We start from the raw sequence: 25,858 nt of genomic DNA on the forward strand, positions 1-25,858 counted from the left end.
TGCGCGATCAAGAGGCGTGCGCGCCCGGGCCCGGCTCGATCGCCACGGTGGCCGTCTGGCCGGCCACCAGACGCAGCCCCGATGGCACGTGGTCGATGCGTACCCGCACCGGGATGCGCTGCGCCAGCCGGACCCAATTGAAGGTCGGGTTGACGTCGGGCAACAGATTGGCGCCGGTCTGGCGGTCGCGATCGGCGATGCCCAGGGCAATGCTCTCCACATGGCCCTCGATGGGACGATCATCGCCCATGAGCATGATGCGCACCGGATCGCCTTCCTGGATGGCGGGCAGCTTGGTTTCCTCGAAATAGCCTTCGATATAGAACGATCCGGCATCCACCAGGGCCATGACCGGCTGGCCGGCGCGCGCATAGGCACCCTGGCGCAGATCCAGATTGGTGATGCGGCCATCGGCGGTGGCGCGTACCTGGCTGCGCTGCAGGTCCAGGCGGGCGGCCTGCGCCTGCACCTGGGCCTGCGCCAGCGCGGCCTCATGCTGCTGCAGGCGGGCCTGGCTTTGCTCGACGGCCTCGGCGGCCACCAGCTGGCCCAGCGCGCGATTGCGTTTGAGATCGCGCCGGGCCTGGTCGCGCGCAACCCGTTCGGCGCGCACGGCGGCATCGGCCTGGGCAAGCGCCAGTTCGAAGCGCGCGCGATCGATCTCGAACAGAATGTCGCCGGCCTTTACGTCCTGGTTGTCGTGCACCGGCACTGCGCTCACCAGGCCGGAGACATCGGGCGCAACCTGGACCACATAGGCTTTGACGCGGCCATCGCGGGTCCAGGGTTCGACTTCGTAATGCACCCAGAGCTGCCAGCCGGCAAACAGGGCGGCCAGCACGGCGAAAGCCGTGATGGCGAAGCGGCCAAGCGCGGCCGCAGCAAGCGCTTTGGGGAGTTTCATACTGCTATCTCGGTAAAACATAAGGGGAAATCAGCGACACGCCGTACAGCAGCACCACGGCTACGGCGGCATCGAACAAGGCCGGATGCCACACCAGGCGGTAGAAGCCGGCGCGCGCCAGCACGCGGCGCAACAGCCAGCCCAGGGCCAGCGCCGGCAGGGCCAGCACCAGCAGCCATGGAAAATAGACCCCGTAGAAATTGAACTCACCGATCATGCGTGCACCTTGCGCGGCGCGGCCGCGTCCGGGTAGAGCGAGCGCCGGATGCCGACCAGGGCCACCAGGGCGCGTTCGGCGGGGGCGCTGCGTGCCTGTCGCCAGAGTGTCTGCAAGGCCCGGTCGATGTGGGTCAGCAGGGCTGCCGATTGCGTGGCGCGGGGCTGCTCCAGGCGTTGGCGGAACAGCTCGGCCAGCCCTTGCAGCACCGGCGGCAGGATGATGCCGGCGTAGGGCAGGTCGCGGCTGGCCTGCTGCAGTTCGGCGATATCCCGGCCCACGCGCAGGTCCTGCAGCGCGTCGTCGGCGAGGTTGTCGTGCGCATGGCGGCTGATGGCCAGGCGTGGTTGCAGCAGACCGATGCGATCGAGCAGGCGGGCGTCGACCGAGGGGCTGCGGGCGCGGCGCGGATCGTCGGCCAGCCGCGCCAGGTCGCGCCAGTTGGCGCGTTGCAGGCGTTGCGCGCTCCAGTCGACGCTGACGGAGCGGAAAATGGCCGCGATGATGGCCGCCAGCGCCACGCCGATGCATTGCGCCAGTGTGGTGTCCACGAATGACACCAGGTCCGCCGTATGCGTGTCGTGCAGCGCCAGCGTGCCGCTCAGGCCGAAGAACACCGCCATGGCCTTGCCCGTGGTGGCCGGGTTGGTCAGGTACAGCCCGGTAATGAAGGCGACCGGGAACAGCGCCAGCGCGAGCATCTCGAAAGAGTGCACCGCCGGCATCACGCCCAGCAGATACAGCGCCGACAGCGGAGTGGAATAGATGCTGTAGACCAGAAACTGCATGATGCCTGGCACCGGATCGTCCTGAGCGGCGAAAAAGCTGCTGAAAATCGCGGCCATCAGCGTGGCGACGGCGCCATTGCTCCAGGCCGTGCCGATCCAGAAGGCGCCGCACACCAGGATGGCCAGCGCTGCGGCCAGCGCCGAACGCAGCGCCAGACCGTGGTCGCGATGCAGCGCCGGGCCCCGGGTCAGGCGCTTGACCGGGGCGGCCGGCAGACCGTTCAGGCCGCGGCCGATATTGGCGCGCAACGCCAGGCAGGCAGCATAGCCTTGCACGAGTTCGCGCAGGCGCACCGCCAGGCTGGTGAGCAGGGCGCCGCGCCAGTCCGGCGCAAAGCTCGTGCACAAGGCATTGAGACGCTCGCACAACGGGGTGGCCTGACTGCGGCTGGCGCGCGGCCCGTCGGCCATCCAGGCGGCGATGTCGTCCATGACCGCGGCCAGCGGCGCGGGCAGGGCCTGTCCTTCGGCCTGCCAGGCGCGCAGCCGGTCCTCCACGGCCGACACCAGCGGCGTGAGGGCGGTGATGTGATCCTGCATGGCGCGCAGCGCGTCGGCGGTCCAGCGGATGTTGCCGGTGTCGAACGGGACATGGGTGGCCAGCAGGCGCAGCTGCGTGATGTCGTTGGCCAGGCTGCGGCGGTCCTGGGCGCCTTTGGCGCCGCGGCCCGGCTTGATGATGTCCAGCACCCATTGGCGCGCATCGCGCAGGGTGGCATCCAGGCGACCCAGCAAGGGTCCGGCGATACCCTGTGGCAGCACCAGGCTGTGGACCAGGGTGGCGCAGACAATGCCCAGGCTGATCTCTTCCACCCGCGCCAGGGCGGTGTCGAAGACGTCGCCGGGCTGGGTGACCGTTGGCAGGCCGATCATGGCCGCGGTATAGCCGGCCAGCATGAAGAGATAGGAGCGCGGCGTGCGATCCAGCACCGCCAGATAAAGACAGCCGGCGACCCAGGCCGCGATGGCCAGCAGCATGAGCGCCGGGGCGTTGGCCAGGCGCGGCAGGGCATAGACCATCATGGCCGAGCCGAACAGGGTGCCGCCCAGCCGGTAGACCGCCTTGGATCGCACGGCGCCGGACCAGGGCTGGGACACGATATAGGCCGTGGTCATGGCCCAGAAGGGACGTGGCAGGCCCATGCGATACGACAGATACAGTGCCGCCATCGCGCCCGTGAAGCACTTGAGCGAGAAGAGGGCCTGCGAGGCTTTCACGATTGCAGATCCTTGAGGCTGGCCGCCGAGGTGCGTCCCAGGGCGTGCTTCAGCTGCTCGAAGGTGCGCAGGCAGATGTCCAGATCGGCTTCGGAGACATCCTGGAAAAGCTGACGGCGCAACTGCACCAGCACGCTCTCGACCCGTTCGCGCAGGGCCTGGCCGGCCGGCGTCAGGTGGATGGTGCGGGCCCTGCGGTCCTGGGCGTCTTCACGGCGTTCCAGCAGGCCGGCGCTCACGAGTTGATCCAGCACTCGCACCAGGGAGGGGCCTTCCACCCCCAGGGCTTCGGCCAGTGCGCCCTGGCGCACGCCATCGCCGAGGCGGCCGGTCAGGATGACGGGCCAGGCGGTGGCCTGCGAGAGGCCGAAATCGGCCAGGGCCTTGTCGGCGGCGCCACGATAGGCGCGCGACAGCACCATGAGGTTGGCCGTCATGGCCAGGAGCTGGGAGTCTGAAGGAGGTTTCATGAGCTGCATTGTATCCTATTAAGTAGGAGGCTAATAAATAGGATGTAGCAATAATTGCGATGGATTATCCCAATCGGTGAGGGGGCTGAGGATCATCCCGCGCATGGCAAGGCGGGCATGACGCTGCTGCCAGGGCGAGGGCTGGCGGCAGCGTCACGGAAGGGGCAGGGTCAGGGGGCCGTGGGCTGGGCGCAGTCGGCGCCGTTGCGTTCAAGCCAGCTGTCGTGCAGCCATTTTTCTGTCTGCCGGTGGCCAGGGAAGGTAATCCAGACGATATCGCGCTCGAAGATCATGACCTGTTCATCGCCGCCGACGATCACCCAGAACCATCGGCCGTCGGCCATATTGCGCGCCTTGAGCTTCATGCCGGTGAGTACGACGGCCTGGTTGCGCCCCTCGCGTTGGATGCGGAGGGTTTCGTCATGCGGCTCGATCCAGCTGATTTCCATGCCGGGCAGCAGGTCGGGGGCCTGGCGCTGCAGGAAATCACGCGCGATGGTTTCGGTGCGCGCACGGCTGGGCAGAGGCTGGCCGGCCCGGGTCAGCGAAAGGTGGACAAAGCCCTTCAGGGTGCCGTCGGGGGCCACCACGGTGCTCAGGTGTTCACCGTGCAGGCCGGCGTTGCGGCCGTCGCGGCGTTCATGGCGCCGCAGTTCGGCGGGCTCGCCATCGACGTCAACCCGGCGGCGGGACACTTCCTGATAGTCGGAGAGGGGGAGGTGGGCAAGGGCGGGGGTGGGCAGATTCAGGGTCATGGCGGGCTCGCAGGGGGCAGGCGCGGCAGCGACCGGCAAGGTCGTCACCGCAAGGGACAAAAGGTGGAACATCAGGGTCAGGCGCAGGGCTTTCATGGGATCTCCCGTATCAGGCAAAGGATGGGGTCAGGCTGGCGTGCGCCCGCTTGCGGCATAGAGGGCGGCGGCCATCGTCAGCAAGGCCAGCAGCAGAAAGGCCTGAGCGGCCGTCCAGGACGCCGTCAGGTGCGCCACCCAGGGGCCGAGGCTGGCGCCGACGAACAGCACGAAGGTATAGAACGCCAGGGCCAGCCCGCGGCCTTCCGGGGCGGTCAGGCCGGCGATGCGGGCGATCAGGCTGGGTACGCTGACACCGATGCCGGCCACGAACACCAGGCTGGCGGCCAGCAAGGCATAGGGGTGGCCCGCGACGGCGGCGGCGCAGGCGGCCAGCCCCGCCGTCGCCAGCAGCAGGCCGGCGGTCACCAGCCGTTGCGCACCCCAGCGCGGCAGCACGGCCGCCACCACCAGCGGGGTGAGCAAGGCGGGCCAGGCCAGGGCGCGGGTCATCAACGGTGTGAGGCCGTGGGTGTGCAACAGGGCGCCGGCGTGGCCGTCCAGGCCCAGGTAAAAGGCCACAAAACAGAGCAACAGCACGGATGCCGGCCCGTAGACGCGCCGTAGCGCCGGGCAGGCCAGTCGTGCGCCGAGCGCGCGCCAGGCACCATGCCAAGGGCTGGCGGGGATGCCGCGTGCGGGGTCGGCGCTTGCGACCCGCAGTCGCCAGGCGGTCAGGGCGAAAAGGAGGGCCAGCGGCAGCCAGGCCTGCTTCAGGCGCGCGTTCTCGGCCATCGCTACGCCATAGATCTGTCCGGCCAGCCCGGCCGACAGAAAGGCCGTGCTGAGCCAGGCCACACCCCAGACCCGTTGACGGGGCGTGCCGCGCTCGGACAGATAGGCAATCACGGTAGGGGGAAAGGCCGCCGCCGTCAGGCCCTGGGCGGCGCGCAGTCCCAGCAGCCACGTGCCAGAGGGCGCCCAGCTGAGCGCGGCTGTCAGCAGGCTCAGCGCCACCAGTGCCGCGGCCATCAGGGGGCGCCGACCCAGGCGATCGGACAGCGGGCCGAACAGCAGAAAGCCGGCCGCATAAGCCAAGCCGAAAGCGCTGACCGAAGCGGCCGCCGAGGCGGGCGACAGGCCGTAGGCTTGCGCCAGTTGCGGCAGCACGGGCAACGGCAGGTAAAGCAGCGAAACCACTGCCAGCGCGCACAGCACCAGCAAGGCGCGCAGTCCGGGGCCGGGCGAAGGAAGAGATGACATGCCAGAAATCCTTGATAAATAGACAGCTAGCTACATAAATGAGCGGCGAAAACCATCGCCAACGGTCCGATGGAAGCGAGAACTGTAGTTGGCTACATAATTGGCAAAAAAATCAGGGCGTTTCCGCCGGGGCGGCCAGCACCCCGGGTTGGCCCAGTTTGCGCATGAGCCGGGTGAGCACCTGGCGCTCGTCGGCGTCGAAATGCCCCATCAGGCGGGCCACCCAGGCATAGTGGCCGGGCAGGGCCTGCGCCAGTGCCGCGTCGCCTTGCGGGGCCAGGCGCACCAGCCGGGCGCGCGCATCCAGGGGATCGACATCGCGGCTGCACAGGCCGGCGCCCACCATGCGGTCGATGACCCGGGTCATGGTCTGCGAGGTAACGGACACGCCTTCGGCCAGGCGGCCAACGCTCAGGCCCCCGGGGTTGCGCTTGAGCAGCAGCAGCACGAAAAACTGGGTCTGAGACAGCCCCCCGAAACGGGCCAGGTTGGCCTCGAAGGCCGAGAGCATTTCCTGGGTGGCCGATGCCCAGATCAGCCAGGTCTGCAGGCCCTGGACATCGGGGTTGCCATAGTCGGCCCCGAAGCGTTCCAGGGTGTCATAACTGGGAAGGTCTTTGAGTTCGAACATCGCCGGGGGAGCTCCTTTGGCAATAAATGTAGCCAGCTACATATATATTGTCAAGCCGCCGACGCGGGCGTTGCGGCTTGCGGCAGGGGAAGCCTGCCCGGCCGGGGGGGCGTCAGTCGCCGTGGCAATCGGCCCAGCAATTGGGCGTTTCGTACAGGCGCACGCGGCTCAGGCGCAATTGGCCGCCATAAGCGCCCTGATATTCGGGCGCGAGCCGCGCGAAGATGATGGCCGCCAGATTCTCGGCTGTGGGAATGCGGTCCAGCACCACGGTCTTGTGGCCGGGGAGGGTGGCCAGGAAATCGCGCACGGCCGCATCCCCTTCGTAGACCAGAAAGGCATGATCCCAGACGTCGACCACATGGGTCTTGGCGATATGCTTGATCTCCGAGAAGTCCATCACCATGCCGGTGTCGGATTGCCCCGGCGTCTGCACGACTTCGCCGCTGAGCGTGATTTCCAGCACATAGCGGTGGCCGTGCAGGTTGCGGCACTGGCTGCGGTGATCGGGGATGCGGTGGCCGGCGTCGAACTCCAGCTTGCGGGTTACGGAAATCACCGGGCCTCCCGGCGCAGGAAAATCATCATGGAATGCCTATGTATTTATGGGTCTGCAGGCTCAGGCGCCATTGCGGATGAGCCATGCAGTAGTTCACGGCGGCCTCGGTATTGGCCAGGCGCTGCGCATTATCCATGGGCTGCAGAAAGAAGTGCTCGAAATCCAGCCCGGCAAACGCCTGCGGTGGCGCCTCGGCCTGCGGATAGACCAGTTTCAATTCCTGGCCATGCGTCTGCACGATACGGGCGCTGCCCTTGGGACTGACGCAGATCCAGTCCACGCCGGCCGGCACCGGCAGGGTGCCGTTGGTTTCAAGTGCGATGGTGAAACCCTGCGCACGCACCGCGGCAATGAGGGCGTCGTCCAGCTGCAGCAGCGGCTCGCCGCCGGTGAACACCACGTAGCGGCCCGCGCGCTCGTCTCCCCAGGTGCGCGCCAGGGTGTCGGCCAGCGCCTGGGCGTCGCGGAACTTGCCTCCGCCCGGGCCGTCGGTGCCGATGAAGTCGGTATCGCAAAAGGTACAGGCTGCCTGGGCGCGGTCGCTTTCGCGCCCGCTCCAGAGGTTGCAACCGGAAAAACGGCAGAAAACGGCTGCGCGCCCGGCCTGGGCGCCTTCGCCCTGCAGGGTCTTGAAGATTTCTTTGGCGGAGTAGGTCATGGCTGGCCGCAGCACCGCGGACAAATGCAAACCCGGCATTTTAGCCTCTGCCGGATGGCGTTGCGGCCGGACCCCGGCAGCTCGCCTTTGGCGTAGACTGCGCGGCTATGTGGCACATTCAAGATGATCTTTATCTGGACGAGAGCGAACTGGAGATCGGCATGATCCGCGCCCAGGGTGCGGGCGGCCAGCACGTCAACAAAGTTTCCAGCGCCGTGCATCTGCGTTTCGATCTGCGGGCTTCGCGGCTGCCCGCCGACGTGCAGGCGGCGATCCTGGCCTTTGCGGATCGCCGTATCTCCAAGGAGGGCGTCATCATCATCAAGGCGCAGACCTTCCGCAGCCTGGAGAAAAACCGCGCCGAAGCCATCGAGCGCCTGCTGGCGTTATTGCGCCAGTGTCTGGTCAAGGAAACCCCGCGGCGCGCTACCAAACCGACACGGGCCTCGCAGCGGCGTCGTGTGCAAGGCAAGCTGCAGCGCGGCGATATCAAGCGACTGCGTGGGCGGGTGGGAGACGAATAAGCGCATCATCAGTGCGGTTTGAGTCGGCTTCATCTTGGTGGATACAATGTCGCTGATATTGGATTCAATCTGGGCGGTTCTCGTAAAAGGAGCGCGGGCGGTAGATGCGAAGCAATGATGCAAAGTTGGTGACGGAACTGGCCAGCCAGATCTCCGAAGGCATACTCAACGGACGCTATCCTCCCAACAGCCGGCTGCGCCAGGAGGCGCTGGCGGCCGAGTTCGGCGTCAGCCGCACGCCGGTGCGCGAAGCCCTGTCCCAACTGGAGGCCAAGGGCCTGGTGGTGCAGCGCAAGCGTCTGGGGGCGGTGGTGTGCGCGCCGTCCATCCGGGATGTGCGCGAGAACTATCAGGTGCGCAGCGAAGTCGAGGGCCTGGCAGCCGAGCTGGCCGCGACCTGGATCACGGATGCGCAGCTGCAACAGCTGCGCGAGATCCACGAACGCTTCCATGCCGCGGTGCTGAGCCTGAACAATATCGCCATGGCTGCCGGTCAGCCCGCCGACGAAGCGGCAGCCGCCCAGGCGCTCAATCAGTGGATACAGAGCAACGGCGAATTCCATGCCCTGATCTACGATGCCTCGCACAACGCCTGCCTGCAGCGCATTATCCGCGAGCTGCATCTGGGTTATACGCGCAACATCCTGGCGACCACCGCGATGGGGATGTATCGCCACCGGATGGAGCAGACCATCGCCCACCACATGGAAATCCTGAAGGCGCTCAGCCAGCGTGATCCGCAGGCCGCGCGGGCGGCCATGCGGCGTCACATTCTCGAATCGGGAGAGTTCGTGGTGGCGTGGCTGAGCACCCACGCCGAAGCCGGACCGGCTGCTTAAGCCGCCAGCACCTGCGGCACGCGGCTGGCCGGGGGGGTGTTGCGCGAACGGTGGCAGCGGATCAGACCATCGATGATGACCATCCCGATGCCCGGGATGTCGCCTTTGCCCAGGCTCTCCAGCAGCGTCTGGCCATCGGAGTGCTGAGCGGTGTCCATCAGCACGAAATCGGCGCTGCGGCCCGGCTCGATCAGGCCGCAATTCAGTTCGCGGATCCTTGCCGTGTTGCCGGTCGCAAAACAGATGGCCTGTTCGGCCGGGATGCCGCCCACGCTGCTGAGCAGCGCGATCAGGCGCAGAATCCCGGTCGGCTGCACGCCGGAACCGGCCGGCGAGTCGGTGCCCAGGGTGACCCGGTGCAGTTCATTGCGTTCGCGCGCGGTGCGCGCGGCGAACAGCGCCGAGAACTCGTTGCCGTTGTGCACGATTTCGATGGCGCGGTCGCAGCCTTCGCACAGGCAGCGGATCTGGTTGATGGGCAGCGAGGTGTGTCCGCCGTTGATGTGGCCGATGATGTCCGGATCGGTTTCCAGGATCATGTCGGCGTCCACATAGCTGGAGCCGGGTGTCGAAGGCCCGCCGGTATGAATGGTCGACTGGATGCCGTGCTTGCGTGCCCAGTCGACCATCTGGCGGGCGGTGCTGCCGTCCTTGACCGTGCCCAGGCCGATCTCGCCCAGGGTCTTGATGCCGGCGGCGGCCAGTTCGGCGAAGTCCTGTTCCCGCATGCCTTGTTCGATGACCGGCGCGCCGGCGATCACCTTTACGCCACCGGGACGAAATGCTTCGTAGCAGCGTTGCGCCGTGATGGCCAGGGCCTTGAGCCCCAGGATGTCGCGCGGGCGGCCCGGCAGGTGGACTTCACCGGCCGATACCATGGAAGTGACGCCGCCGTTCATGAACGAGTCGATCCAGCCGAGTTGGTTCTGGCGTGGCGTCCAGTCGCCGAAGACGGGGTGGACGTGGCCGTCGATCAGGCCCGGCGACAGGCAGCAGCCTTGCGCGTCGATGTGCAGATCGGCCTGGCTGGTGTCCAGGTCGCGCTCCAGGCCGACGGCCTGGATCAGTCCATCCTGGCAGACGATGGTGTCGGCGTCCAGGATGGGCTGGGCCAGATCGCCGGAGAGCAGCAGGCCGATGTTGCGGATGACCAGTTTTCCGGCCGGCGCGGTGGGGGCAGTGGGGTGCATGGGAGCTCCGTCGTTTCAGTGTTGATAGGGTGAGCGCATCGCCATGGCCGAACCCAGCGCGACCACGCCCAGCGCAATCAGATAGGCGATCACATAGGTCGGCTTCCCACCGCCCAGATCCAGCAGGTAGATGGCCATGACCGGGGCGATGCCGCCGCCGATGGCGCCCGAGACCTGCACTCCCAGCGAGATCCCGCTGTAGCGCACTTCGGGCGGGAACTGTGCCGAGAATAGCCCGGCTTCGGGCGAATACAGCAAGGCCTGCACGCCGGCGATGGCGATCGTCACCGCCAGCGCGATCAGGGCTGCATCGCGGCTATCCAGCAAGGCGAAATACAGAGGGCTGTACAGGCCCAGCAACAAGCCCCCCAGCATGAAGATGCGGCGTTGGCCCACCCGGTCTGCCAGCATGCCCACCAGCGGGATCGTGAAAAAGGCCACGCCCGCGCCCACGATCACCGCTTCCAGGATCACGGCCTTTTCCAGGCCCAGAGAGGTGGTGGCATAGGTCAGGGAGAACGTGGCCACGGTGTAGAACCAGGTCACTTCGGCAAAACGGGCGCCGATCACGGTGAGCAGCGGGCGGCGATGGTGGCGCAGCACCTCGGCGGCCGGCACGGCCACTTCCTTGCCGTGTGCCTTCATGTGTTCGAAATCGGGCGACTCATGCACCCGCACCCGGATGAAATAGCCCACCACCAGCAACACCACGCTGGCCAGGAACGGAATGCGCCATCCCCAGGACAACATGTCCTCTTCGGGCAGGCGCGCCACGGCGGCCATGGCCAGGGAGGACACCACCAGACCAGGCGCCATGCCCGCCTGCGGCAGGCTGCCGAAGAAACCTTTCTTGCCTTTGGGCGCATGTTCGACGGCCATCAGCACCGCGCCGCCCCATTCGCCGCCCACGGCAATGCCCTGGATGATGCGCATCAGCACCAGCAGCACCGCGGCCCAGTAGCCGATCTGCTCATAACTGGGAATCAGGCCGATCAGGATGGTTGGCACGCCCATCAGAATCAGGCTCAGCAGCAGCATCTTCTTGCGCCCGATCTTGTCGCCGAAGTGGCCGAAGATCAGCCCGCCAAAGGGCCGGGCGAAGAAACCCACCGCATAGGTGGCGAAGGCAGCCAGCGTGCCCGTCAGGGGATCGAAGGCGGGGAAGAAAATCTTGTTGAAGATCAGTGCGGCCGCTGTGCCATAGAGGAAGTAGTCGTACCACTCGATGGAGGTCCCGATCATGCTGGCCAGACCGACCACGCGAGGGTCGTTGCTGGGTGGCGCGTTGCGGGAGGACGAGGAGGCGGCAGTGGCGCTGACCGCTGCGGGTTGGGAGGTGTTCATGGTCTTGCTTGTCTCCGGCCGGAATGGCTTGCTGGTTTTTATGCTAATTCTTGTATCCAAGAAACTGCATTATGTATTCCAGATCTGGAGAAATCTACGAGAAAAAACGCTGAAAAGGCTGGGGTTTCCCCTAGTTGAGTGCGAAATAATGCCTTGAGACACTGCGGTTTCTTAATTTTTGTATCCAAGATCATTGTTAACGTGTCCAAAATGGAGAGCATATGAACACGCAGCCGCCGCTCGATCTGAGCCAGCACAACGCCCCGGAATATCGCAAGCCGGAATCGATGGAATGGGAGATGGGGCGCTTCAAGAACAAAACGAAGTTTCTGTTCCATACCCGGCCTGAACGGCCGACCGAGCCCAATGCGGGTTTTCTGCACTACGAGCCGGGAGCGGGCTTTCGTCTGCACAAACATGACTTCGCCCAGGTCTGGTACGTCATCGAAGGGCAGTTCAACATGGGGGGCAATATCTACGGGCCGGGCACCGTGGTGTTTCATGCCGACCCGCACTATGAGGAGGCCATGACCACCGAGACCGGCGGCACGCTGTTTTTCGTGCAGTACCAGGGGCCCACCACCGGCGCCCGTCCGGTCTATGACGGCCGGATGAACATCAAGGGCGAGGTCAAGGAAGTCACCCAGCAGGATCTGGAACGCTAGGCGCGCCGTGCCGGGCCTGCCGTGCCGGCAGGCTCAGGCCGCCAGCGGGTAGGTGAACAGCCAGAAATGCAGCGTATTGAGCAGCAGGTGCGCCAGGACGGCGGCGGCCAGCCCTGCGCGTTGATAGGCCCAACCGTAGGCCAGGCCAGCGAGGCCCGCCAGTGCGACCATGAGCGGTCCGCCGGCGGCGTGCGCCAGGCCGAAAAGCAGTGCTGCGATCAGGCAGGCCCGCCATGGGCCCAGGCGCGGGGTGAGTTGCTGCTGTATATAGCCGCGAAACAGGGCTTCTTCGGCCAGCGTGACCAGCAAGGCATTGTTCAGCCACCAGATGAGGCTGTGCGACGGCCAGCCGGGCGCCCAGGCAATCGCGCCCATCAGCCACGCCAGGCCCAGACAGATCAGGCTGGCGCCCAGTCCGCCCGCCAGGGCCGTGCGCAAGGTGCACCTCAGCCCGCGCGCCAGCGGCGGGGCCGTCACCAAGAGTACCCACCATGCCAGCAGCGGCTTGTCCAGGTTCAGGTACATGCGCCAGGCGACGGCATCGGCCTTGAGCGGGCCGTCGATGACCAGGGGATTGTGAAAACCGGGCGCGACATGCAGGCTGAGCGCCACTGCCAGCGCGACAAACAGTAGATGGCCCAGTGCGCGCCGTTCGTGCCGCAGGAGCCAGCCGCTCAGGCCCAGCAATGCCAGGGGCAGGGCTGCCAGTGGATCGAGCTGTCCTTCCCAGGCGGCGGCCGCCAATCCGCCGGCCAGCAGCGCGCCGGCCCAGGCTCGCGCTTGCGGCCACCACAGCAGGGCATAGGCCGGAAACAGCAGCGCCCAGGGCCAAGCGGGCGTCAGCATGCCGGACCAGGGTGAGTTTGCGCCGCGCCGGTGGTAAGGTGGCGGCAGACTGGCCTATCGCCGGTTGCAGGAGGCGTCATGACCCATATTGCGTGGTTGATGGTGGTGGCGGCATTGTTGCCGTTGGTGGCTTCGCTGGCCAGCAAGATCGCCGGCAAGGGCTTTGACAATCGCGAGCCGCGGGCCTGGCTGGGCAATCAGCGCGGCTGGCGTGCGCGGGCCGATGCCGCCCAGGCCAACAGTTTCGAGGCGCTGCCGTTCTTTTATGCAGCGGTGCTCTTTGCACTGTACCGCCAGGCGCCCGCCGCCCATCTGGGGGTGTTGATGGGCGCCTGGGTCGTGGTGCGGCTGGTTTATCTGGCCTTGTATGCCGGCGGCTACGGCACCTTGCGTTCATTGTGCTGGATCACCGCCTTCGTGCTGAACGTGATGATCCTGTTCGCGGGCCGCTGAGCCGCCTGCGGCTTCAGCGCCATTCGAAGACGGCGCTGGCCGTGCCGCTGCGGCCCACGCTGACGCGGGCGCTTTTATCGCTGCCGTTGGCGCTGGCCTTGACCGTGTAGGTGCCGGCCGGCAGATTGGCCAGCAGATAGGGCCCCTGCGAAACGGTGTCGAGCACGGTCTGGCCGGCGGCATTGCGGATCTGCACCGGCACGTCGGCCAGGAATTCGCCCCGGCCGTCGGGGCCGCGCTGCACGAAGGTCAGCATCAGCCGGTACTGGCGCGCCGCCGTCTTGAAGGCGCCGGATTGCCCGGCTCCGATGCCGCCGGAGAGAAACTGTACATCGCCTTGCTGCTGCACGTCGGGCAGTACGGGCAATTCGCTGTTCTGTGCCTGCACGGCCGGGCCGGCCAGCAAGGCTGCGCCGGCCAGGGCGGCGGTGGCAATGCGTGCGTGGAAGGTCTTCATTTCAGCAACTCCTTGTCGAAGGTCAATGGGCGGCAGACCACAGCCGGAGCCGAAGCATCGGCGACAGCCGGGCGCCATGCCCGGCGGCGTGCTTCAGTTCAGGCAGGGGCTGCGCTGCGGGCAGAACGCCAGGCGGGTCGCGCCGCTCTCCGAAGCATCGGGGGCAAAGCGCCGCTCATGCAGCTCGCCGCTGCCATTATCGCGCCAGAACAGCACGCTGGAGCAGCGCGTGCCATAGTTTGGGCTGACGATGAAAGGACTGCTCAGCAGGCGTTCCATTTCCAGTGAAACGCCCGTCTGGGGCAGCAGGTCGTCGGGGGCGGTCTGAGGGTCGCGCAACGCGTCGAACAGCGCCGCCAGATCCGGCTGGGCCGGCTGGGTCAGGGCATGGGCCACCCGTGCCTTCAGGCGTGTGAGCTTGGGCCAGGGCGTGTCCAGCAGGTGATTGGAAACGCCATACAGGCCCGGGCCCAGCGCCCGGGGAACGCCGCCCCGGTTGCTGTAGTACCAGCTTTGTTCGCGGTCGCCCACGATCAGATTGAAGCCGTTGTAGCGTGCGCCTTCGGCGGCCAGGTCGGCCAGATAGTCAGCCGGGCAAGCGTCGCTGCGCAGGAAGGCCTCGGTCAGGTGGCCGCGCGACGGGGCGTCGGCGATCTGCCGGCCGCCTTCGCGATAATTGGTCAGCAGGGCGTAGCGGCCGTTGTCGGTCACGCCCATCCAGGTGCCGCCGGCCTGCAGATCCCTTCCTGCATAGAGCGCAGGTTCGCCCGGCCAGGCGCTGGCCGGGGCGGTCGGGCGGGCATGGAACTCATCGCGGTTCGAGGCGATAAGCAGCGGAATGCCGGGCAACTGGTGCAGGGCGATCACGGCCAGACACATATCAGGCCGCCTCGCGCACAATGGGCGCCACGCGCGGGCAGGCGATGCGGAAATAGTCGTCGGTGCGCAGCAGGATGGAGGCGTCCAGGCGGCCCGCATTGAACACGATTTCATCGTGGCGCTCGCGCAGCGTCGGGTCGACCAGCAATTGCAGATCCGGATGGAAACTGAAGGGCGGGATCGCGCCGATTTCGCAACCGGTCAGTTCGCGCGCGAGGTCATGGGTGGCCAACGCGGCCTTTTTGCCGCCGGCGGCAAGGGCGATGGCCTGCAGGTCGGCCTGGGCGTCGGCCGGGAACACGGCCAGCACGTGGCTGCGCACGTTGGCGCTGACCTTGATGCGGCAGACCAGGGCCTTGGCGCCCTGGCTGATGGCGGTGCCGCGTATGGCGGCGACCTCGGCGGATTTGCCGGCAGCCTCGTGACGCAGGAGGCGGAAGTCGGCCTGCTGCGCGGTCAGCAGATCCTGCAGTTGCTGGAAAACATCCATGGCGGCGGAATCGGGCAAGAAAAAGGGGGCTGAAAGCCCCCCATCATACGCCGCGTGGCGTCATTGCAGCCGGAAGGTGGCCGCCACCTTGGCGAAGTCCTCCAGCGTGCGTTGCTGCCAGGCGCTGTCGTGGCCCAGTTCTTCGGCCAGCAGGCGGGCGACTTCCGGCGCGGCCAGCAGGGCTGCCTCGGCATCCAGAAAGAGCGCGCGGTTGCGGCGCGCCAGCACGTCCTCGACGGTGCGGGCCAGTTCGCAACGGGCGGCATAGCGCACGTGGGCCTCGCTCAGGCCGCTGGCATTGACCAGCATGCGGTCGGCGCCAGGCAGGGCGTGCAGGGTCGCCAGGTCGGTGCCGTAATAACTGTCCGGCGTGCCGGTGCGCGCCTCCAGCGTGTGGCCCGGCGCCGGGGCGCCGTGCAGACGCAGATCGGCGCTGCGGCAGGCGGCTTGCGGCAGCAACTGCTTGGAGATCGCCGTGTCGATCACATCCTGGGCCATCTTGCGATAGGTCGTCCATTTGCCGCCGGTGACCGTGATCAGGCCGCTGGCCGACACCAGAATGGTGTGTTCGCGCGACAGGGATTTGGTGGCGGCTTCGCCCGTGGCCTTGACCAAGGGGCGCAATCCGGCCCATACGCTGGTGACATCGTCCAGCGTGGGCTTGCGGGTCAGGTAGCGGGCGGCGGTGGCCAGGATGAAATCCACCTCGCCGGGCTGGGGGCGCGGATCCAGGGGCAGATCCTGACGCGGGGTGTCGGTGGTGCCGACGATGGTGTGGCCGTTCCAGGGCACCATGAACAGCACGCGGCCGTCGGCAGTCTTGGGAATCAGGACGGCATCCGAGCCGGGCAGGAAACTGCGCGGCAGGGTGAGGTGCACCCCCTGGCTGGGCGCGACCAGGGTGGCGGCGTCGGCATTGTCCATGCGGCGCACGGCGTCGACCCAGACGCCGGTGGCGTTGATGATGCACTTTCCCTGGATGGCATGCTCGGTGCCATCCAGGGCATCCCGGGTCTGCACGCCGGTGATGCGTCCGCTGGCATCGCGGCTCAGCCCCGTGACGCGCAGGTAGTTGACGGCGGTGCCGCCCAGGTCGAACAGCGTGCGCATCAGCGCCATGGCCAGGCGCGCATCGTCGAACTGGCCGTCGAAGTACAGCACGCCGCCGCGCAGGCGACGGCCTTGCACCACGGGGGCCAGCGTGCCGGCATGTTCCAGGGTTTCGTTGCGCGACAGCCAGCGGCTGGGCGACAGGTTCAGCTTGCCGGCCAGCATGTCGTACATCTTCAGCCCGGCGCCGTAAAACGGCTGATCCAGCAGGGAGTAGGCGGGCACCACAAAGCCCAGCGGCCATGCCAGGTGGGGCGCATTCTGGTTCAGCAGGCCGCGTTCGTGCAGCGCCTCGCGCACCAGGCTGATGTTGCCCTGGGCGAGATAGCGCACGCCGCCATGCACCAGCTTGGTCGCCTTGCTGGAGGTGCCGCGTGCGAAATCCTCGCCTTCGATCAGCAGGGTGCGAAAGCCGCGCGCGGCGGCATCGACCGCCGTGCCCAGGCCGGTGGCGCCGCCGCCGATGACGATCACGTCCCAGGGGTCAGGCGATTGCAGGCGATCCAGAAGTTGGGCGCGGGTGGCGGGAGGAACGGTAGGCTTCATGGCAGGGCAGGGAAAGGGGGGGGCCGGGCGGGTCGCCCTCAGGGCGTGCCGAGCGCAACATCGCAGCGCACGCCGGCATCGCGCAGCACCTGGCTCAGCTGCGGCCGGGGTTCGGCATCGGTGAAAAAGCGGTGGATGTGCGACATGGGTGCCAGTTCCACCATGGCCTGGCGCTGGAACTTGCTGCTGTCGGCAGCCAGCCAGACTTCGCGCGATTGTTCGATGATGCAGCGCGCCACCCGCACTTCGCGGAAGTCGAAGTCGCGCAGGGTGCCGTCGGCCTCGATCCCGGAAATCCCGATCAGGCCGATATCGACCTTGAATTGGCGGATGAAGTCGATGGTGGCCTCGCCGGTGATGCCACGGTCGCGCGGACGCACCACACCTCCGGCCACGATGACTTCGCAGTCCGGGTTGTCCGACAGAATGTCGGCCACATGCAGGTTGTTGGTGATCACGCGCAGGCCGCGGTGGCGCAGCAGCGCCCGCGCAATGGCCTCTGTGGTGGTGCCGATATTGATCAGCAGCGAACAGCCGTCGGGAACGGCGGCGGCGACCGCTTCGGCGATGCGGCGCTTGCCGTCGGCATGCAGGCCCTGGCGCTGACGATAGGCGATGTTCTCGATGGTGGACGCTTCGATGCGCACGCCGCCATGAAAGCGCGACAGCATGCCGGCCTCGGAGAGCAGATTGACATCGCGGCGCACCGTCTGGAGGGTGACGTCGAAGGTGCGTGCCAGTTCCTCGATCGAGGCCGAACCCTGCGACCGGACCAGTTCGAGCAGGGCGCTTTGACGGGGGTTGAGTGTCATAACCGCATCATAAAACAACAAAAGCGAAAGTACATAATGCTATCAGCGCTTTGTTTTGTTTTCGCTTCATGTCATATATCGAATTTCTTGGTGAAATCCGAACACCCGACGGACGTGCCGTGCTCATCGCAGCGGCCCCGGGACGCTGCGCTGCATCCGGAACAGGACCGGCGTGCCGGCCGGGCGTGGCGCGGCGCGGCGGTCGCAAACGCGTCGTTGCGCGTCGATCAGGCTGTGGCGGCGGGCCAGTCCGGCAGGGCGATATCGGCGTGGCCGGGCAGCACCCAGCGGGCGCATTCGCGCGTGGCGTCGATGCAACCGCCCTGGGCGTACACCCCTTGCGGATCGCGGATGCGCAGCATCCGCTGGAGCACCTCGGCGCTGGCGCTCGGGTCGGCGCGGGTGCGCGCCACGCAGGCTTCGACCTTTTCTTCGTCGATATAGGCCTTGCCCTGGGCATCGTGGCTCAGGCCGTCGCGCCAGTGGAAAATTTCCAGGCATTTATGGGCCAGGGTGTAATGCTGGCCTGCTTTCCAGAAGTTGTTGAAGCGGCCGGACCCCAGGTAGAACACCCAGGAGCCTTCATAGCCCTCGACATTGGAGGAATGCGGATCGGGATTGCGGAACCAGAGGCGGTCGCCCGGCACATAGAAGCGCGCCGGCAAGGGGGCCTGCAGCGACCCGTATTCGCGCAGGAAGGCCTCATGAAAACGGCCCGACATGACCGCGCGCCGCTCCCACTGGCGTTCGAGGCCGGCATACAGGGCCGGATTGCTTTCGCGCAGTTCCTGGGCAATGCCCAGCACGGTCACGTATTCGGTGGCGCGGTAGCACGAGAAGGCGTAGCGCTGGCCCGAGACGGCCGGCTGCGTGGCATGCACCAGGGCGTCTATCAGGGAGCGGCCCGGCAGCAGGGTGAAGCCGGTGTCCTCGGCGTAGGTCCAGTAGGCTGGCGGGCGCTCGGCCTGCTCGGTGTCGAAGGCCAGCTCGCTGCGATAGGCCGCCCGCACGATGTTGCGCCGGATGCGCAGCGCGGCCCGCAGTTCGGCGACGTCGGGAAACCGAAAGGCCTGCGGGCAGGCCAGCATGGCCAGCAGGATTTCGGCCTGCAGGGCAGTGTCGCTGGCAGCCGTGTCCAGTTCCAGTGTGGCGGCCAGGCCGGTCGTGTCGCCCTGGGCCAGGTGGCGGGCGGCAAAGTCGGGCCGGGCCTGGATCCGCACGGCCGCTTTGTCGGCATGGCACTGCGCCCAGCCGGCGGCCCCGAGGGCCTGCAGCAGCGCCTGCGCATCGTCGAGCGCGCCTTGGGGATGATCGGTGTCGATGCAGATGCCGCCTTCGGCGGCTGAGGGGGCGCAGGCGGACATGGCAGGCTGGCTGTGACGGAGTGGGCGGATTCAGGAGGCCGGGTCGGCGGGCGGAGCCGGCGGCGCGGGTTGTGCCGGCGTCGCGGAGGCGGCCTGCTCGCTGCGGGCCATCCAGGCGATCAGGGAGGAGCGCATGGCTTCCTCGACCGACATATTGATCGGGGTGACCCACTCCGCAGGCACGAACACGGTATAGCCGCCGATCATGTAGCCCATGGGCAGGTAGACCGCCACCCGTTCGCCGGGCAGGAAGCCGCTGGGCAGGTCCTCCATGCCGCGCCGGGTCACCAGGCCGACCAGTTCCAGCGGCTGGCCGGGCATGCGCAGCACCACCACCTGCTGGCTTTTGTTCTTGCCGCTGGAAGAGGAGAAGTAATCGGCAAAGCTCTTGATCGACGAATAGATGCTTTTGACGACCGGCGTGTTGGTAAAGGGGATCTCCAGCCACACCAGCAGCCGCTGCACGCGCTCCTTGGAGACCAGATAGCCCAACGAGAGAATCGCCAGGATGCCCAGCGCCAGGCCCATGCCGGGGATGTAGAAATCGCCGATGAAGGGGCGGATGAACGTCAGCGCGATGGCTTCGGTCCAGGCCAGGAAAATGAACAGCAGATACAGCGTCAGGGCGATGGGCAGGATGGTGATCAGGCCCAGGAAGAAGTAGCGGTAGAGGCGTCGGGTCATGAAGGGAAAACTCCGGGGGCGGCCAGGGGCTGCCGTGTGGCCGGCGCCAAAGACCGGGCCGGCCAGGCAGCAATGGTACCGAAAATTCGTTCCGTGATCGTGGGCTTTATCTGTCCAGGGGCAGGTAAAGCGTTTCCTTGATTTCTTCCATCACGAAGTAGCTGTGCGACTCGGCCGAGGCCGGCAGGCGTTTGAGGATGTCGCCGAGCAGGCGGCGATATTCGGCCATCTCGGTCAGACGTGCCTTGACGAGGTAATCGAAGTCTCCCGACATCAGGTGACATTCCATGACTTCGGGCACGTACATCAGCTCTTGCTTGACCTTGTCGAAGACGTCGCCCGATTTGGCCGACAGCCGGATTTCGAGAAAAACCAGCAATGTCTTGCCCAGCGCGGCAGGATTGAGGCGGGCATGGTAACCGGCGATGACGCCATCGCGTTCCAGCCGCTTGACGCGCTCCGAGCAGGGCGTGGCCGACAGGTTGACCTGCTCGGCCAGCTCGGTGATGGAAATACGCCCGTTGCGTTGCAATATTTCGAGGATTTTTCGGTCCGTCCGATCGAGGTCGCGCATTTCTGCTATTCAGCCGCAAAAATCGAAAAAGTGATAGTGGAAGTTTACTGTGAAATCTATTTTTTCAGTGTTTTTCACTGCATTGGCGGAAATAGACTACACGCTTTCATTGTTGTTAAACGAAATTTCTCGGAAATAGTCATGAACATCATCGTACTGGGCAGCGGCGTCATCGGCACTACCACCGCCTACTATCTGGCGCGTCAGGGGGCGCAGGTGACGGTGGTGGATCGTCAGGCCGGGCCGGCCGACGAAACCAGTTACGCCAATGCCGGTCAGGTTTCGCCGGGGTATTCCACTCCCTGGGCCGCGCCGGGTATCCCGACCAAGGCCCTGAAGTGGCTGTTCCAGAAGCACGCGCCGCTGGCGCTGCGGGTCGACGGCAGCCTGTGGCAATGGCGCTGGATGGCCGCGATGCTGGCCAATTGCACCACCGGGCGCTATGCGGTCAACAAGGAGCGCATGCTGCGCCTGGCCGAATACAGCCGCGATTGCCTGCGCGGGCTGCGCGACGATACCGGCATCCAGTATGAGCAGCGAACCCAGGGTACGCTGCAGCTGTTTCGAACCGATGACCAGCTGGAGGCCGCCCGCCGCGATATCGCGGTGCTCGAAGAGGTGGGCGTGCCTTATGAGTTGCTGGATCGTGCCGGGCTGCCCTCGGCCGAGCCGGCGCTGGCGCGCTCCCTGGACAAACTGAGCGGCGGCCTGCGCCTGCCGAACGATGAAACCGGCGATTGCCGCCGCTTCACCCAGGCGCTGGCCGAGCTGTCGGCCGGCCTGGGCGTGCAGTTCCGCTTTGGCCAGACGGTCGATGGCCTGTTGCTGGAGCAAGGCCGCATCAACGGGGTGCGGATTGGCGGCGAAGTGCTCAAGGCTGACGCCTATGTGGCGGCTTTCGGCAGCTATACGCGTGATTTCCTGGCACCGCTGGGCCTGGATCTGCCGGTTTATCCGGTCAAGGGCTATTCCATTACCGTGCCCATGACCGATGCGGCGGCCTCGCCGGTGTCGACCGTGCTGGACGAAACCTACAAGATCGCCATCACGCGTTTCGACAAGCGCATCCGCGTGGGCGGCATGGCCGAACTGGCCGGTTTCGACCTGCGTCTGAACCCCCAGCGCCGGGCCACGCTGGAAATGGTGGTGCAGGATCTCTATCCCGGCTGCGGCGACGTGGCGGCTGCCGAATTCTGGACCGGCCTGCGTCCCATGACGCCGGACAGCACGCCCATCGTCGGCGCCACGCGCTACGACAATCTGTTCCTGAATACGGGTCACGGCACCCTGGGATGGACCATGGCCTGCGGTTCGGGCAAGCTGACGGCCGATCTGGTCATGGGCCGGCAGCCGGCCATCCGCGCCGACGACCTGGCGCTGTCGCGCTACGGGCGCCGTGCCGGCGGGGCTGAAATGCGCCTGGCCTGAGCCCCGGCATCCGCCCCGGGGCTGTGCCACAATCCGGCCATGTTGTTTCCCGGGGGGGAGCTTTGCCTACCTTTCTCCATACCGCCGACTGGCAGATCGGACGCCAGTACGGGCAATTCGATGACGATGACGGCGCGGTGCTGGCCGAAGCCCGCTTGCAGGCCGTGGCCCGCATCGCCGAGACGGCCCAGGCACAGCGCGTAGGCGCCGTGCTGGTAGCCGGCGATGTGTTCGACACCCAGGCGGTGTCGGATCGCACCATCCGCCGGTTGTTCGATGCGCTGGCCGCCTACGCCGGCCCCTGGGTGATGATCCCGGGCAATCACGATGCCGCCTTGGCCGAGAGCGTCTGGAGCCGCGCGCGCCAGCTTGCCTGCATTCCCGGCAACGTGCACCTGGCGCTGGAGCCGGGGGTCGTGCTGCTCGACAGCATGGCGGTGCTGGCCGCACCGCTCACGCAGCGCCATACCTATGACGACGTGACGCGGGTGTTCGACAGCCTGCAGACGCCGCCGGGCCTGGCACGGGTGGGACTGGCGCACGGCAGCATCGCCGAACGCCTGCCCGAGAGCGCCGATGCCGCCAATCCGATCGCTCCAGACCGCGCCGAGCGCGCCGGGCTCGATTACCTGGCGCTGGGCGACTGGCATGGTTGCCTGCAGGTCGGCCCGCGCTGCTGGTATGCCGGCACGCCCGAGCCTGACCGTTTCCGCAGCAGCGAGGCCGGCTCGGTGCTGCGCGTGGAGATCGGCCAGGAATTGCCGCGGGTGGAGCGGTTGCCGGTGGGGCGGTACCGCTGGCAGCACTGGGATGTCACGCTGGCTTTGCCGGCGGATCTCGAAACGCTGGGTGCCCGCCTGCAGGGCTTGCAGGCCGAGGACGTGCTGCGCCTGACCTTGCGCGGCCATCTGCCGCTGGCCGCCTGGGACGCCTTGAGCCAGGACATCGCGCGCGCCGAGGCGCGTCTGAGAGCGTTGCGGCTGGAGAGCGACGAGCTCGACCTGGAGCCGGCCGAGGCCGATCTGGCGCAACTGGATGGCGCGGGTTATGTGTCCGTGGTGGCGCAGCAGCTGCAGGCCTTGCAGGCCGATGCCGAACAAGGGCCAGTGGCGCGCGAGGCCTTGCGCCTGTTGTTGCGCCTGGCGCGCGAGGAGGGTGGCGCATGAAAGTCCAGCGCATCGCATTGCAAGAGTTTCGCAAATTCCGTGATGGCGCCGCGCTTGAGGATCTCGCGCCGGGCCTGAATATCTTCGCCGGCCCCAATGAGGCCGGCAAAAGCACCTATGTCATGGCGTTGCGGGCGGCATTCCTGGAACGCTACGGCACCAGCAAAGTGGCGGATTTCGCGCCGCATGGCCTGAGCGGCGCCCGACCTTCGGTCACCGTCGAGTTCGAGCATGCCGGCCGCCACTACGCCTTGCATAAACAGTTTCTGCAGCGGGCCCGTTGCGAACTCTCGATCGACCGGGGCGCCACGCGCCTGGAGGGCGACGCCGCCGAGCAGGCGCTGGCGCAGTTGCTGGGTTTCGAAATGTCGGCGCGCGGGCAAAGCAAGCCTGAACATGCCGGCGTGCCGGGGCTGCTCTGGATAGAACAGGGCAGCGGCCAGGAGCTGGCCGCGCCGGCCGTGCACGCCGGCGCGCAACTGCGCGCTGCGCTCACGCAGATCTCGGGTGAGCTGGCCAGCAGCGACGGCGATCGCCTGTACGCCCGCGTGGGCGAGATGCGCGCGGCGCTGCTGGATGCGCGTGGCGGCAAGCCCAAGGGGCCGTACAAGGCGGCCGAAGAGCAATGGCTGCGTCTGCAGGGGGTGTGCGACGGCTTGCGGCGCGAGCGCGCCGAGCTGGACGCCGACGTGGATCGGCTGGCGCAATGGCGCCATGACTACGATGCGGCCGAGCGCGAGGCGCCCTGGCTGGCGCTGGAAGAGCAGGCTCGTCGTGCGCGCGAGCAATTGCAGGCCCTGGCGCGCGAGCAAGAGCAGGTGGAGCAATTGCGCCGCGAGGCCGGCGAGGCCGCGCGCCTGGCGCAAGCGCTGCGCGAGCAGGCCACCCGTGATCGTCAGGATGAAGAGGCCTTGCGCCAGCAGCAAGCGCAGGCCCGCGAGGCGGCCCAGGCGGTGCAGGGCGCCGCCATGCAAGCTGCGCGCAGCACCGAGGCTGCGGCGCGCGCCGAGGCCGCCTTGCAGTCCGCCCGCCAGCAGGCCGAGCTGGCCCAGCAGGCCTTGCAGGCCAGACAGACGCGCGAATGGTTACGTCGCGCGCAGGCCGAACAGGCGCGTCTGCAGGCAGCCGGTGAGGCCGCGGTGGCCGCCGAGGCCAGTGCAGGCGAATTGCAGGCGCGTTGGCAGGCCGAGCGCATCGATACCGAAGCGCTGGAGCGCTTGCGCCAGGCGCAACGCGACCTGGACGGTCTGCGCCTGCGCGAACAGGCCGTGGCCACGCGCATCCACCATCAACTGGCGCCCGGCGTACAGCTGGAACTGGGCGGGGTGGCCCTGCAGGGCGATGGCGAATTGTTGCTGAGCGAGGTGGCCGAGCTCAGGCTGCAGGGGCTGGGCCTGCTGCGCATCGAGCCGGGCGGTCGGGATCTGCCGGGTTTGCGGCGCGAGCTCGCGGCTGCCCAGGCGCGCCACCAGCAGGCGCTGGAGGTGTTGCAGGTGGCCGATCTGGCCCAGGCCGAGGCGCGCGCGGCGCGCGCCGACCAGTTGCTGCGCGAGCGCGATCAGGCGCGTGCGGCGCTGGTGGCGCAGGCCCCGCAGGGCCTGCCGGCCTTGCGGGCGGCCTACCAGGAGGCGGTGCAGAATGTGGCCCGCCTGCAAGGCCAGCTGGCGCAGGCGCCTGCGGTCGAAGAGGGCGACCCCGAAGCGCGTCTTGCCGCAGCCCAGGATGCGCTGCGGCGCCACGAGGCGGCCTGGCAGCAGGCCGAACGTCAGGCGCGTGCCGCCGAGGCCGCTCACGCCCAGGCAGCCAGTCGCGCCGCGCTGCTGCGGGATCAGTTCGAGGCGCGCCAGGCGGTCTTCGAGGCGGCCGAGCAGGCCGCCAGCCGGGCCGCGCGGGCCGTCCAGTTTTCCCAGGCCGAGCAGGCCGGGCAAGGGCTGGCGCAACGCTGCGCCCAGGCCGAGGCGGCTCTGGCGGCGCAGCGCCCGGACCTGGTGCGTCAGGATGAGCAGCGCTATTCCCAGTCGGCGCAGATGGCGCGCCAGGCCCAGCAGGAGCGCCATGCCCGGCTGCTGCAATTACAGGGCCGGCTGGAGCAGGCGGGCGCCCAGGGCGTGGGCGAGCGGCTGGCGCAGGCTGAAGCCGAGCTTGAGCGAGCCGCGCGTCGGCGCGACGACTACGCCCGCCATGCCGCTGCCCTGGATCTGCTGTGGCGCCTGCTGGGCGAGCAGCGCGAATCGGCGACGCGGCGTCTGTTGCAGCCCCTGGCCGAGCGGCTGGCCTATTACCTCGAGCTGCTGATGCCGGGCGCGGACCTGCGCCTCGATGAACAACTGCTGCCGGTGGCGCTGGCACGCCAGGGCGGGGAGGATGGCCTGGCCGATCTCAGTTTCGGTACCCGTGAGCAGCTTGGCCTGCTGGCTCGCCTGGCCTATGCGGACCTGTTGCAGGCGGCAGGCCGCCCGACCTTGCTGGTGCTCGACGATGCCTTGGTGCATGCCGATGCCGGCCGTCGGGATCAGATCAAAAGAGCGCTGTTCGATGCCGCCACGCGGCATCAGATTCTGTTGTTCACCTGCCACGCACCAGCATGGCAGGACATGGGCGTACCTTTACGGAATTTGGCCTGAGATCGAAGCAGAAGCCCGCTTTTTTTGGCTGTCAAAAAGGGCGGCTTATGCTTTCATTCAGATTGCTGTAAGCTTTCAAAAGCGGGTCTGGATATATTGCAACGCACCAAACTTCGGTTAAATGCTGATTATTTTGCAATTAAAGCGCTTTATTCGCCCGTTATTCGTGCGTAACTTACAAGAATCTGATATTTTTCACATGAGTCTCCTGGCCGATCTCGCCAGAAACCCCTTCCGTAGTGAGCAACCGGCGCGTCCGCCGCGCCGGCAAGGCTGTGTTGTCTTCAAGGACGGCGGCGAGCGGTAGTATGGGTCACGCCAGGGTGTCTTCAGACTATCTTTTGGCTTCGACCCGGCCAGCGTG

General features: G+C 67.0%; 27 protein-coding genes. 7 read left to right on the forward strand and 20 right to left on the reverse strand.

Going from position 1 to position 25,858, the window contains the following annotated elements:
- Positions 1-7 precede the first annotated feature (7 nt).
- The 9 genes from A7V84_RS16435 to queE all read right to left on the reverse strand — a co-directional run bounded on the left by A7V84_RS16435 (position 8) and on the right by queE (position 7,499).
- Positions 8-904, reverse strand: a complete 897-nt coding sequence (locus tag A7V84_RS16435) for an efflux RND transporter periplasmic adaptor subunit (RefSeq protein WP_063492337.1) — start codon at positions 902-904, stop codon at positions 8-10.
- A gap of 4 nt (positions 905-908) precedes the next feature.
- Entirely contained in the window at positions 909-1,121 is a 213-nt protein-coding gene (locus tag A7V84_RS16440; protein WP_025514802.1) for a DUF1656 domain-containing protein, read from the reverse strand.
- A complete protein-coding gene (locus tag A7V84_RS16445) occupies positions 1,118-3,127 on the reverse strand; it encodes an FUSC family protein (protein WP_257792241.1) in 2,010 nt (669 codons plus the stop codon). The genes A7V84_RS16440 and A7V84_RS16445 overlap by 4 nt, the downstream gene beginning before the upstream one ends.
- Positions 3,124-3,597, reverse strand: a complete 474-nt coding sequence (locus A7V84_RS16450) for a MarR family winged helix-turn-helix transcriptional regulator (RefSeq protein WP_025514805.1) — start codon at positions 3,595-3,597, stop codon at positions 3,124-3,126. The genes A7V84_RS16445 and A7V84_RS16450 overlap by 4 nt, the downstream gene beginning before the upstream one ends.
- Before the next feature lie 170 nt (positions 3,598-3,767).
- A complete protein-coding gene (locus A7V84_RS21530) occupies positions 3,768-4,448 on the reverse strand; it encodes a hypothetical protein (RefSeq protein ID WP_197669216.1) in 681 nt (226 codons plus the stop codon).
- Positions 4,449-4,478: 30 nt separating this feature from the next.
- Entirely contained in the window at positions 4,479-5,651 is a 1,173-nt protein-coding gene (locus A7V84_RS16460; RefSeq protein ID WP_063492336.1) for an MFS transporter, read from the reverse strand.
- 112 nt (positions 5,652-5,763) lie between these two features.
- Positions 5,764-6,282, reverse strand: coding sequence for a MarR family winged helix-turn-helix transcriptional regulator (locus A7V84_RS16465; protein ID WP_033534848.1), 519 nt, complete (start codon positions 6,280-6,282; stop codon positions 5,764-5,766).
- Positions 6,283-6,394: 112 nt separating this feature from the next.
- A complete protein-coding gene (queD, locus tag A7V84_RS16470) occupies positions 6,395-6,841 on the reverse strand; it encodes a 6-carboxytetrahydropterin synthase QueD (RefSeq protein ID WP_025514814.1) in 447 nt (148 codons plus the stop codon).
- A 25-nt stretch (positions 6,842-6,866) separates the two neighbouring features.
- Positions 6,867-7,499, reverse strand: a complete 633-nt coding sequence (gene queE / locus A7V84_RS16475) for a 7-carboxy-7-deazaguanine synthase (protein WP_025514815.1) — start codon at positions 7,497-7,499, stop codon at positions 6,867-6,869.
- Between the two features lie 107 nt (positions 7,500-7,606).
- On the opposite strand from queE, the gene arfB reads away from it, so the two are divergent.
- Both arfB and A7V84_RS16485 read left to right on the forward strand, forming a co-directional pair.
- Positions 7,607-8,023, forward strand: a complete 417-nt coding sequence (gene arfB / locus A7V84_RS16480) for an alternative ribosome rescue aminoacyl-tRNA hydrolase ArfB (RefSeq protein ID WP_025514818.1) — start codon at positions 7,607-7,609, stop codon at positions 8,021-8,023.
- A gap of 104 nt (positions 8,024-8,127) precedes the next feature.
- The gene (locus A7V84_RS16485; protein WP_025514820.1) at positions 8,128-8,862 is read left to right on the forward strand and encodes a GntR family transcriptional regulator; all 735 of its coding nucleotides are present in this window, start codon (positions 8,128-8,130) and stop codon (positions 8,860-8,862) included.
- Here A7V84_RS16485 and A7V84_RS16490 read toward each other — a convergent pair.
- Together A7V84_RS16490 and A7V84_RS16495 are read right to left on the reverse strand one after the other, a co-directional pair.
- Entirely contained in the window at positions 8,859-10,052 is a 1,194-nt protein-coding gene (locus A7V84_RS16490) for an amidohydrolase family protein (RefSeq protein WP_063492335.1), read from the reverse strand. The two genes, A7V84_RS16485 and A7V84_RS16490, sit on opposite strands and share 4 nt — an antisense overlap.
- A gap of 15 nt (positions 10,053-10,067) precedes the next feature.
- On the reverse strand, positions 10,068-11,396 hold the full coding sequence (locus A7V84_RS16495) for an MFS transporter (RefSeq protein WP_081976952.1): 1,329 nt from the start codon (positions 11,394-11,396) through the stop codon (positions 10,068-10,070).
- A gap of 221 nt (positions 11,397-11,617) precedes the next feature.
- Between A7V84_RS16495 and A7V84_RS16505 the strand changes: the two genes are divergently transcribed.
- A complete protein-coding gene (locus A7V84_RS16505) occupies positions 11,618-12,061 on the forward strand; it encodes a cupin domain-containing protein (protein ID WP_025514827.1) in 444 nt (147 codons plus the stop codon).
- A gap of 33 nt (positions 12,062-12,094) precedes the next feature.
- Here A7V84_RS16505 and A7V84_RS16510 read toward each other — a convergent pair whose 3' ends face one another.
- Complete coding sequence (locus A7V84_RS16510; protein WP_063492333.1) at positions 12,095-12,907, reverse strand: CPBP family intramembrane glutamic endopeptidase; 813 nt, start codon at positions 12,905-12,907, stop codon at positions 12,095-12,097.
- Positions 12,908-12,985: 78 nt separating this feature from the next.
- Here A7V84_RS16510 and A7V84_RS16515 point away from each other — a divergent pair, with 78 nt between their 5' ends.
- Positions 12,986-13,360, forward strand: coding sequence for an MAPEG family protein (locus tag A7V84_RS16515; protein ID WP_033534846.1), 375 nt, complete (start codon positions 12,986-12,988; stop codon positions 13,358-13,360).
- Positions 13,361-13,373: 13 nt separating this feature from the next.
- On the opposite strand, the gene A7V84_RS16520 is transcribed toward A7V84_RS16515, so the two are convergent.
- The 8 genes from A7V84_RS16520 to A7V84_RS16555 form a co-directional block, all read right to left on the reverse strand.
- A complete protein-coding gene (locus A7V84_RS16520) occupies positions 13,374-13,817 on the reverse strand; it encodes a carboxypeptidase-like regulatory domain-containing protein (protein WP_025514832.1) in 444 nt (147 codons plus the stop codon).
- 93 nt (positions 13,818-13,910) lie between these two features.
- A complete protein-coding gene (locus A7V84_RS16525; protein WP_063492332.1) occupies positions 13,911-14,696 on the reverse strand; it encodes an NRDE family protein in 786 nt (261 codons plus the stop codon).
- Between the two features lies 1 nt (position 14,697).
- Positions 14,698-15,186, reverse strand: coding sequence for a YbaK/EbsC family protein (locus A7V84_RS16530; protein ID WP_025514836.1), 489 nt, complete (start codon positions 15,184-15,186; stop codon positions 14,698-14,700).
- A 60-nt stretch (positions 15,187-15,246) separates the two neighbouring features.
- Complete coding sequence (locus A7V84_RS16535) at positions 15,247-16,842, reverse strand: glycerol-3-phosphate dehydrogenase/oxidase (RefSeq protein WP_033534844.1); 1,596 nt, start codon at positions 16,840-16,842, stop codon at positions 15,247-15,249.
- Between the two features lie 38 nt (positions 16,843-16,880).
- Entirely contained in the window at positions 16,881-17,654 is a 774-nt protein-coding gene (locus A7V84_RS16540; protein ID WP_033534843.1) for a DeoR/GlpR family DNA-binding transcription regulator, read from the reverse strand.
- Positions 17,655-17,881: 227 nt separating this feature from the next.
- On the reverse strand, positions 17,882-19,018 hold the full coding sequence (locus A7V84_RS16545; protein WP_025514841.1) for a hypothetical protein: 1,137 nt from the start codon (positions 19,016-19,018) through the stop codon (positions 17,882-17,884).
- Between the two features lie 30 nt (positions 19,019-19,048).
- Complete coding sequence (locus tag A7V84_RS16550) at positions 19,049-19,702, reverse strand: DUF502 domain-containing protein (protein ID WP_025514842.1); 654 nt, start codon at positions 19,700-19,702, stop codon at positions 19,049-19,051.
- Positions 19,703-19,808: 106 nt separating this feature from the next.
- Entirely contained in the window at positions 19,809-20,276 is a 468-nt protein-coding gene (locus A7V84_RS16555; RefSeq protein ID WP_025514844.1) for a winged helix-turn-helix transcriptional regulator, read from the reverse strand.
- Between the two features lie 141 nt (positions 20,277-20,417).
- Between A7V84_RS16555 and A7V84_RS16560 the strand changes: the two genes are divergently transcribed.
- From A7V84_RS16560 to A7V84_RS20845, 3 genes are all read left to right on the forward strand, one after another.
- Positions 20,418-21,704: a D-amino acid dehydrogenase gene (locus tag A7V84_RS16560; protein WP_033534841.1), complete on the forward strand. Its 1,287-nt coding sequence runs from the start codon at positions 20,418-20,420 to the stop codon at positions 21,702-21,704.
- A gap of 62 nt (positions 21,705-21,766) precedes the next feature.
- On the forward strand, positions 21,767-22,870 hold the full coding sequence (locus A7V84_RS16565; RefSeq protein ID WP_063492331.1) for a metallophosphoesterase family protein: 1,104 nt from the start codon (positions 21,767-21,769) through the stop codon (positions 22,868-22,870).
- Positions 22,867-25,494 (forward strand): AAA family ATPase, encoded by a 2,628-nt coding sequence (locus A7V84_RS20845; RefSeq protein WP_082833034.1) that lies wholly within the window; start codon positions 22,867-22,869, stop codon positions 25,492-25,494. Before A7V84_RS16565 ends, A7V84_RS20845 begins: the two co-directional genes overlap by 4 nt.
- Positions 25,495-25,858 lie beyond the last annotated feature (364 nt).

This window comes from Bordetella trematum, from assembly GCF_900078335.1.
In the GTDB taxonomy this organism is placed as follows: Bacteria; Pseudomonadota; Gammaproteobacteria; order Burkholderiales; family Burkholderiaceae_B; genus Bordetella; species Bordetella trematum.

What these genes read in the sequence shown, in the direction of transcription:
- A7V84_RS16520 (WP_025514832.1), bottom strand. Translation starts at nt 13,817, where the DNA reads ATGAAGACCTTCCACGCACGCATTGCCACCGCCGCCCTGGCCGGCGCA.
- A7V84_RS16505 (WP_025514827.1), top strand. Translation starts at nt 11,618, where the DNA reads ATGAACACGCAGCCGCCGCTCGATCTGAGCCAGCACAACGCCCCGGAA.
- A7V84_RS16535 (WP_033534844.1), bottom strand. Translation starts at nt 16,842, where the DNA reads ATGAAGCCTACCGTTCCTCCCGCCACCCGCGCCCAACTTCTGGATCGC.
- A7V84_RS16530 (WP_025514836.1), bottom strand. Translation starts at nt 15,186, where the DNA reads ATGGATGTTTTCCAGCAACTGCAGGATCTGCTGACCGCGCAGCAGGCC.
- A7V84_RS21530 (WP_197669216.1), bottom strand. Translation starts at nt 4,448, where the DNA reads ATGAAAGCCCTGCGCCTGACCCTGATGTTCCACCTTTTGTCCCTTGCG.
- A7V84_RS16560 (WP_033534841.1), top strand. Translation starts at nt 20,418, where the DNA reads ATGAACATCATCGTACTGGGCAGCGGCGTCATCGGCACTACCACCGCC.
- A7V84_RS16550 (WP_025514842.1), bottom strand. Translation starts at nt 19,702, where the DNA reads ATGACCCGACGCCTCTACCGCTACTTCTTCCTGGGCCTGATCACCATC.
- arfB (WP_025514818.1), top strand. Translation starts at nt 7,607, where the DNA reads ATGTGGCACATTCAAGATGATCTTTATCTGGACGAGAGCGAACTGGAG.
- A7V84_RS20845 (WP_082833034.1), top strand. Translation starts at nt 22,867, where the DNA reads ATGAAAGTCCAGCGCATCGCATTGCAAGAGTTTCGCAAATTCCGTGAT.
- A7V84_RS16525 (WP_063492332.1), bottom strand. Translation starts at nt 14,696, where the DNA reads ATGTGTCTGGCCGTGATCGCCCTGCACCAGTTGCCCGGCATTCCGCTG.
- A7V84_RS16510 (WP_063492333.1), bottom strand. Translation starts at nt 12,907, where the DNA reads ATGCTGACGCCCGCTTGGCCCTGGGCGCTGCTGTTTCCGGCCTATGCC.
- A7V84_RS16460 (WP_063492336.1), bottom strand. Translation starts at nt 5,651, where the DNA reads ATGTCATCTCTTCCTTCGCCCGGCCCCGGACTGCGCGCCTTGCTGGTG.
- A7V84_RS16555 (WP_025514844.1), bottom strand. Translation starts at nt 20,276, where the DNA reads ATGCGCGACCTCGATCGGACGGACCGAAAAATCCTCGAAATATTGCAA.
- A7V84_RS16490 (WP_063492335.1), bottom strand. Translation starts at nt 10,052, where the DNA reads ATGCACCCCACTGCCCCCACCGCGCCGGCCGGAAAACTGGTCATCCGC.
- A7V84_RS16450 (WP_025514805.1), bottom strand. Translation starts at nt 3,597, where the DNA reads ATGAAACCTCCTTCAGACTCCCAGCTCCTGGCCATGACGGCCAACCTC.
- A7V84_RS16515 (WP_033534846.1), top strand. Translation starts at nt 12,986, where the DNA reads ATGACCCATATTGCGTGGTTGATGGTGGTGGCGGCATTGTTGCCGTTG.
- A7V84_RS16465 (WP_033534848.1), bottom strand. Translation starts at nt 6,282, where the DNA reads ATGTTCGAACTCAAAGACCTTCCCAGTTATGACACCCTGGAACGCTTC.
- A7V84_RS16540 (WP_033534843.1), bottom strand. Translation starts at nt 17,654, where the DNA reads ATGACACTCAACCCCCGTCAAAGCGCCCTGCTCGAACTGGTCCGGTCG.
- A7V84_RS16545 (WP_025514841.1), bottom strand. Translation starts at nt 19,018, where the DNA reads ATGTCCGCCTGCGCCCCCTCAGCCGCCGAAGGCGGCATCTGCATCGAC.
- A7V84_RS16440 (WP_025514802.1), bottom strand. Translation starts at nt 1,121, where the DNA reads ATGATCGGTGAGTTCAATTTCTACGGGGTCTATTTTCCATGGCTGCTG.
- queE (WP_025514815.1), bottom strand. Translation starts at nt 7,499, where the DNA reads ATGACCTACTCCGCCAAAGAAATCTTCAAGACCCTGCAGGGCGAAGGC.
- A7V84_RS16495 (WP_081976952.1), bottom strand. Translation starts at nt 11,396, where the DNA reads ATGAACACCTCCCAACCCGCAGCGGTCAGCGCCACTGCCGCCTCCTCG.
- A7V84_RS16435 (WP_063492337.1), bottom strand. Translation starts at nt 904, where the DNA reads ATGAAACTCCCCAAAGCGCTTGCTGCGGCCGCGCTTGGCCGCTTCGCC.
- A7V84_RS16485 (WP_025514820.1), top strand. Translation starts at nt 8,128, where the DNA reads ATGCGAAGCAATGATGCAAAGTTGGTGACGGAACTGGCCAGCCAGATC.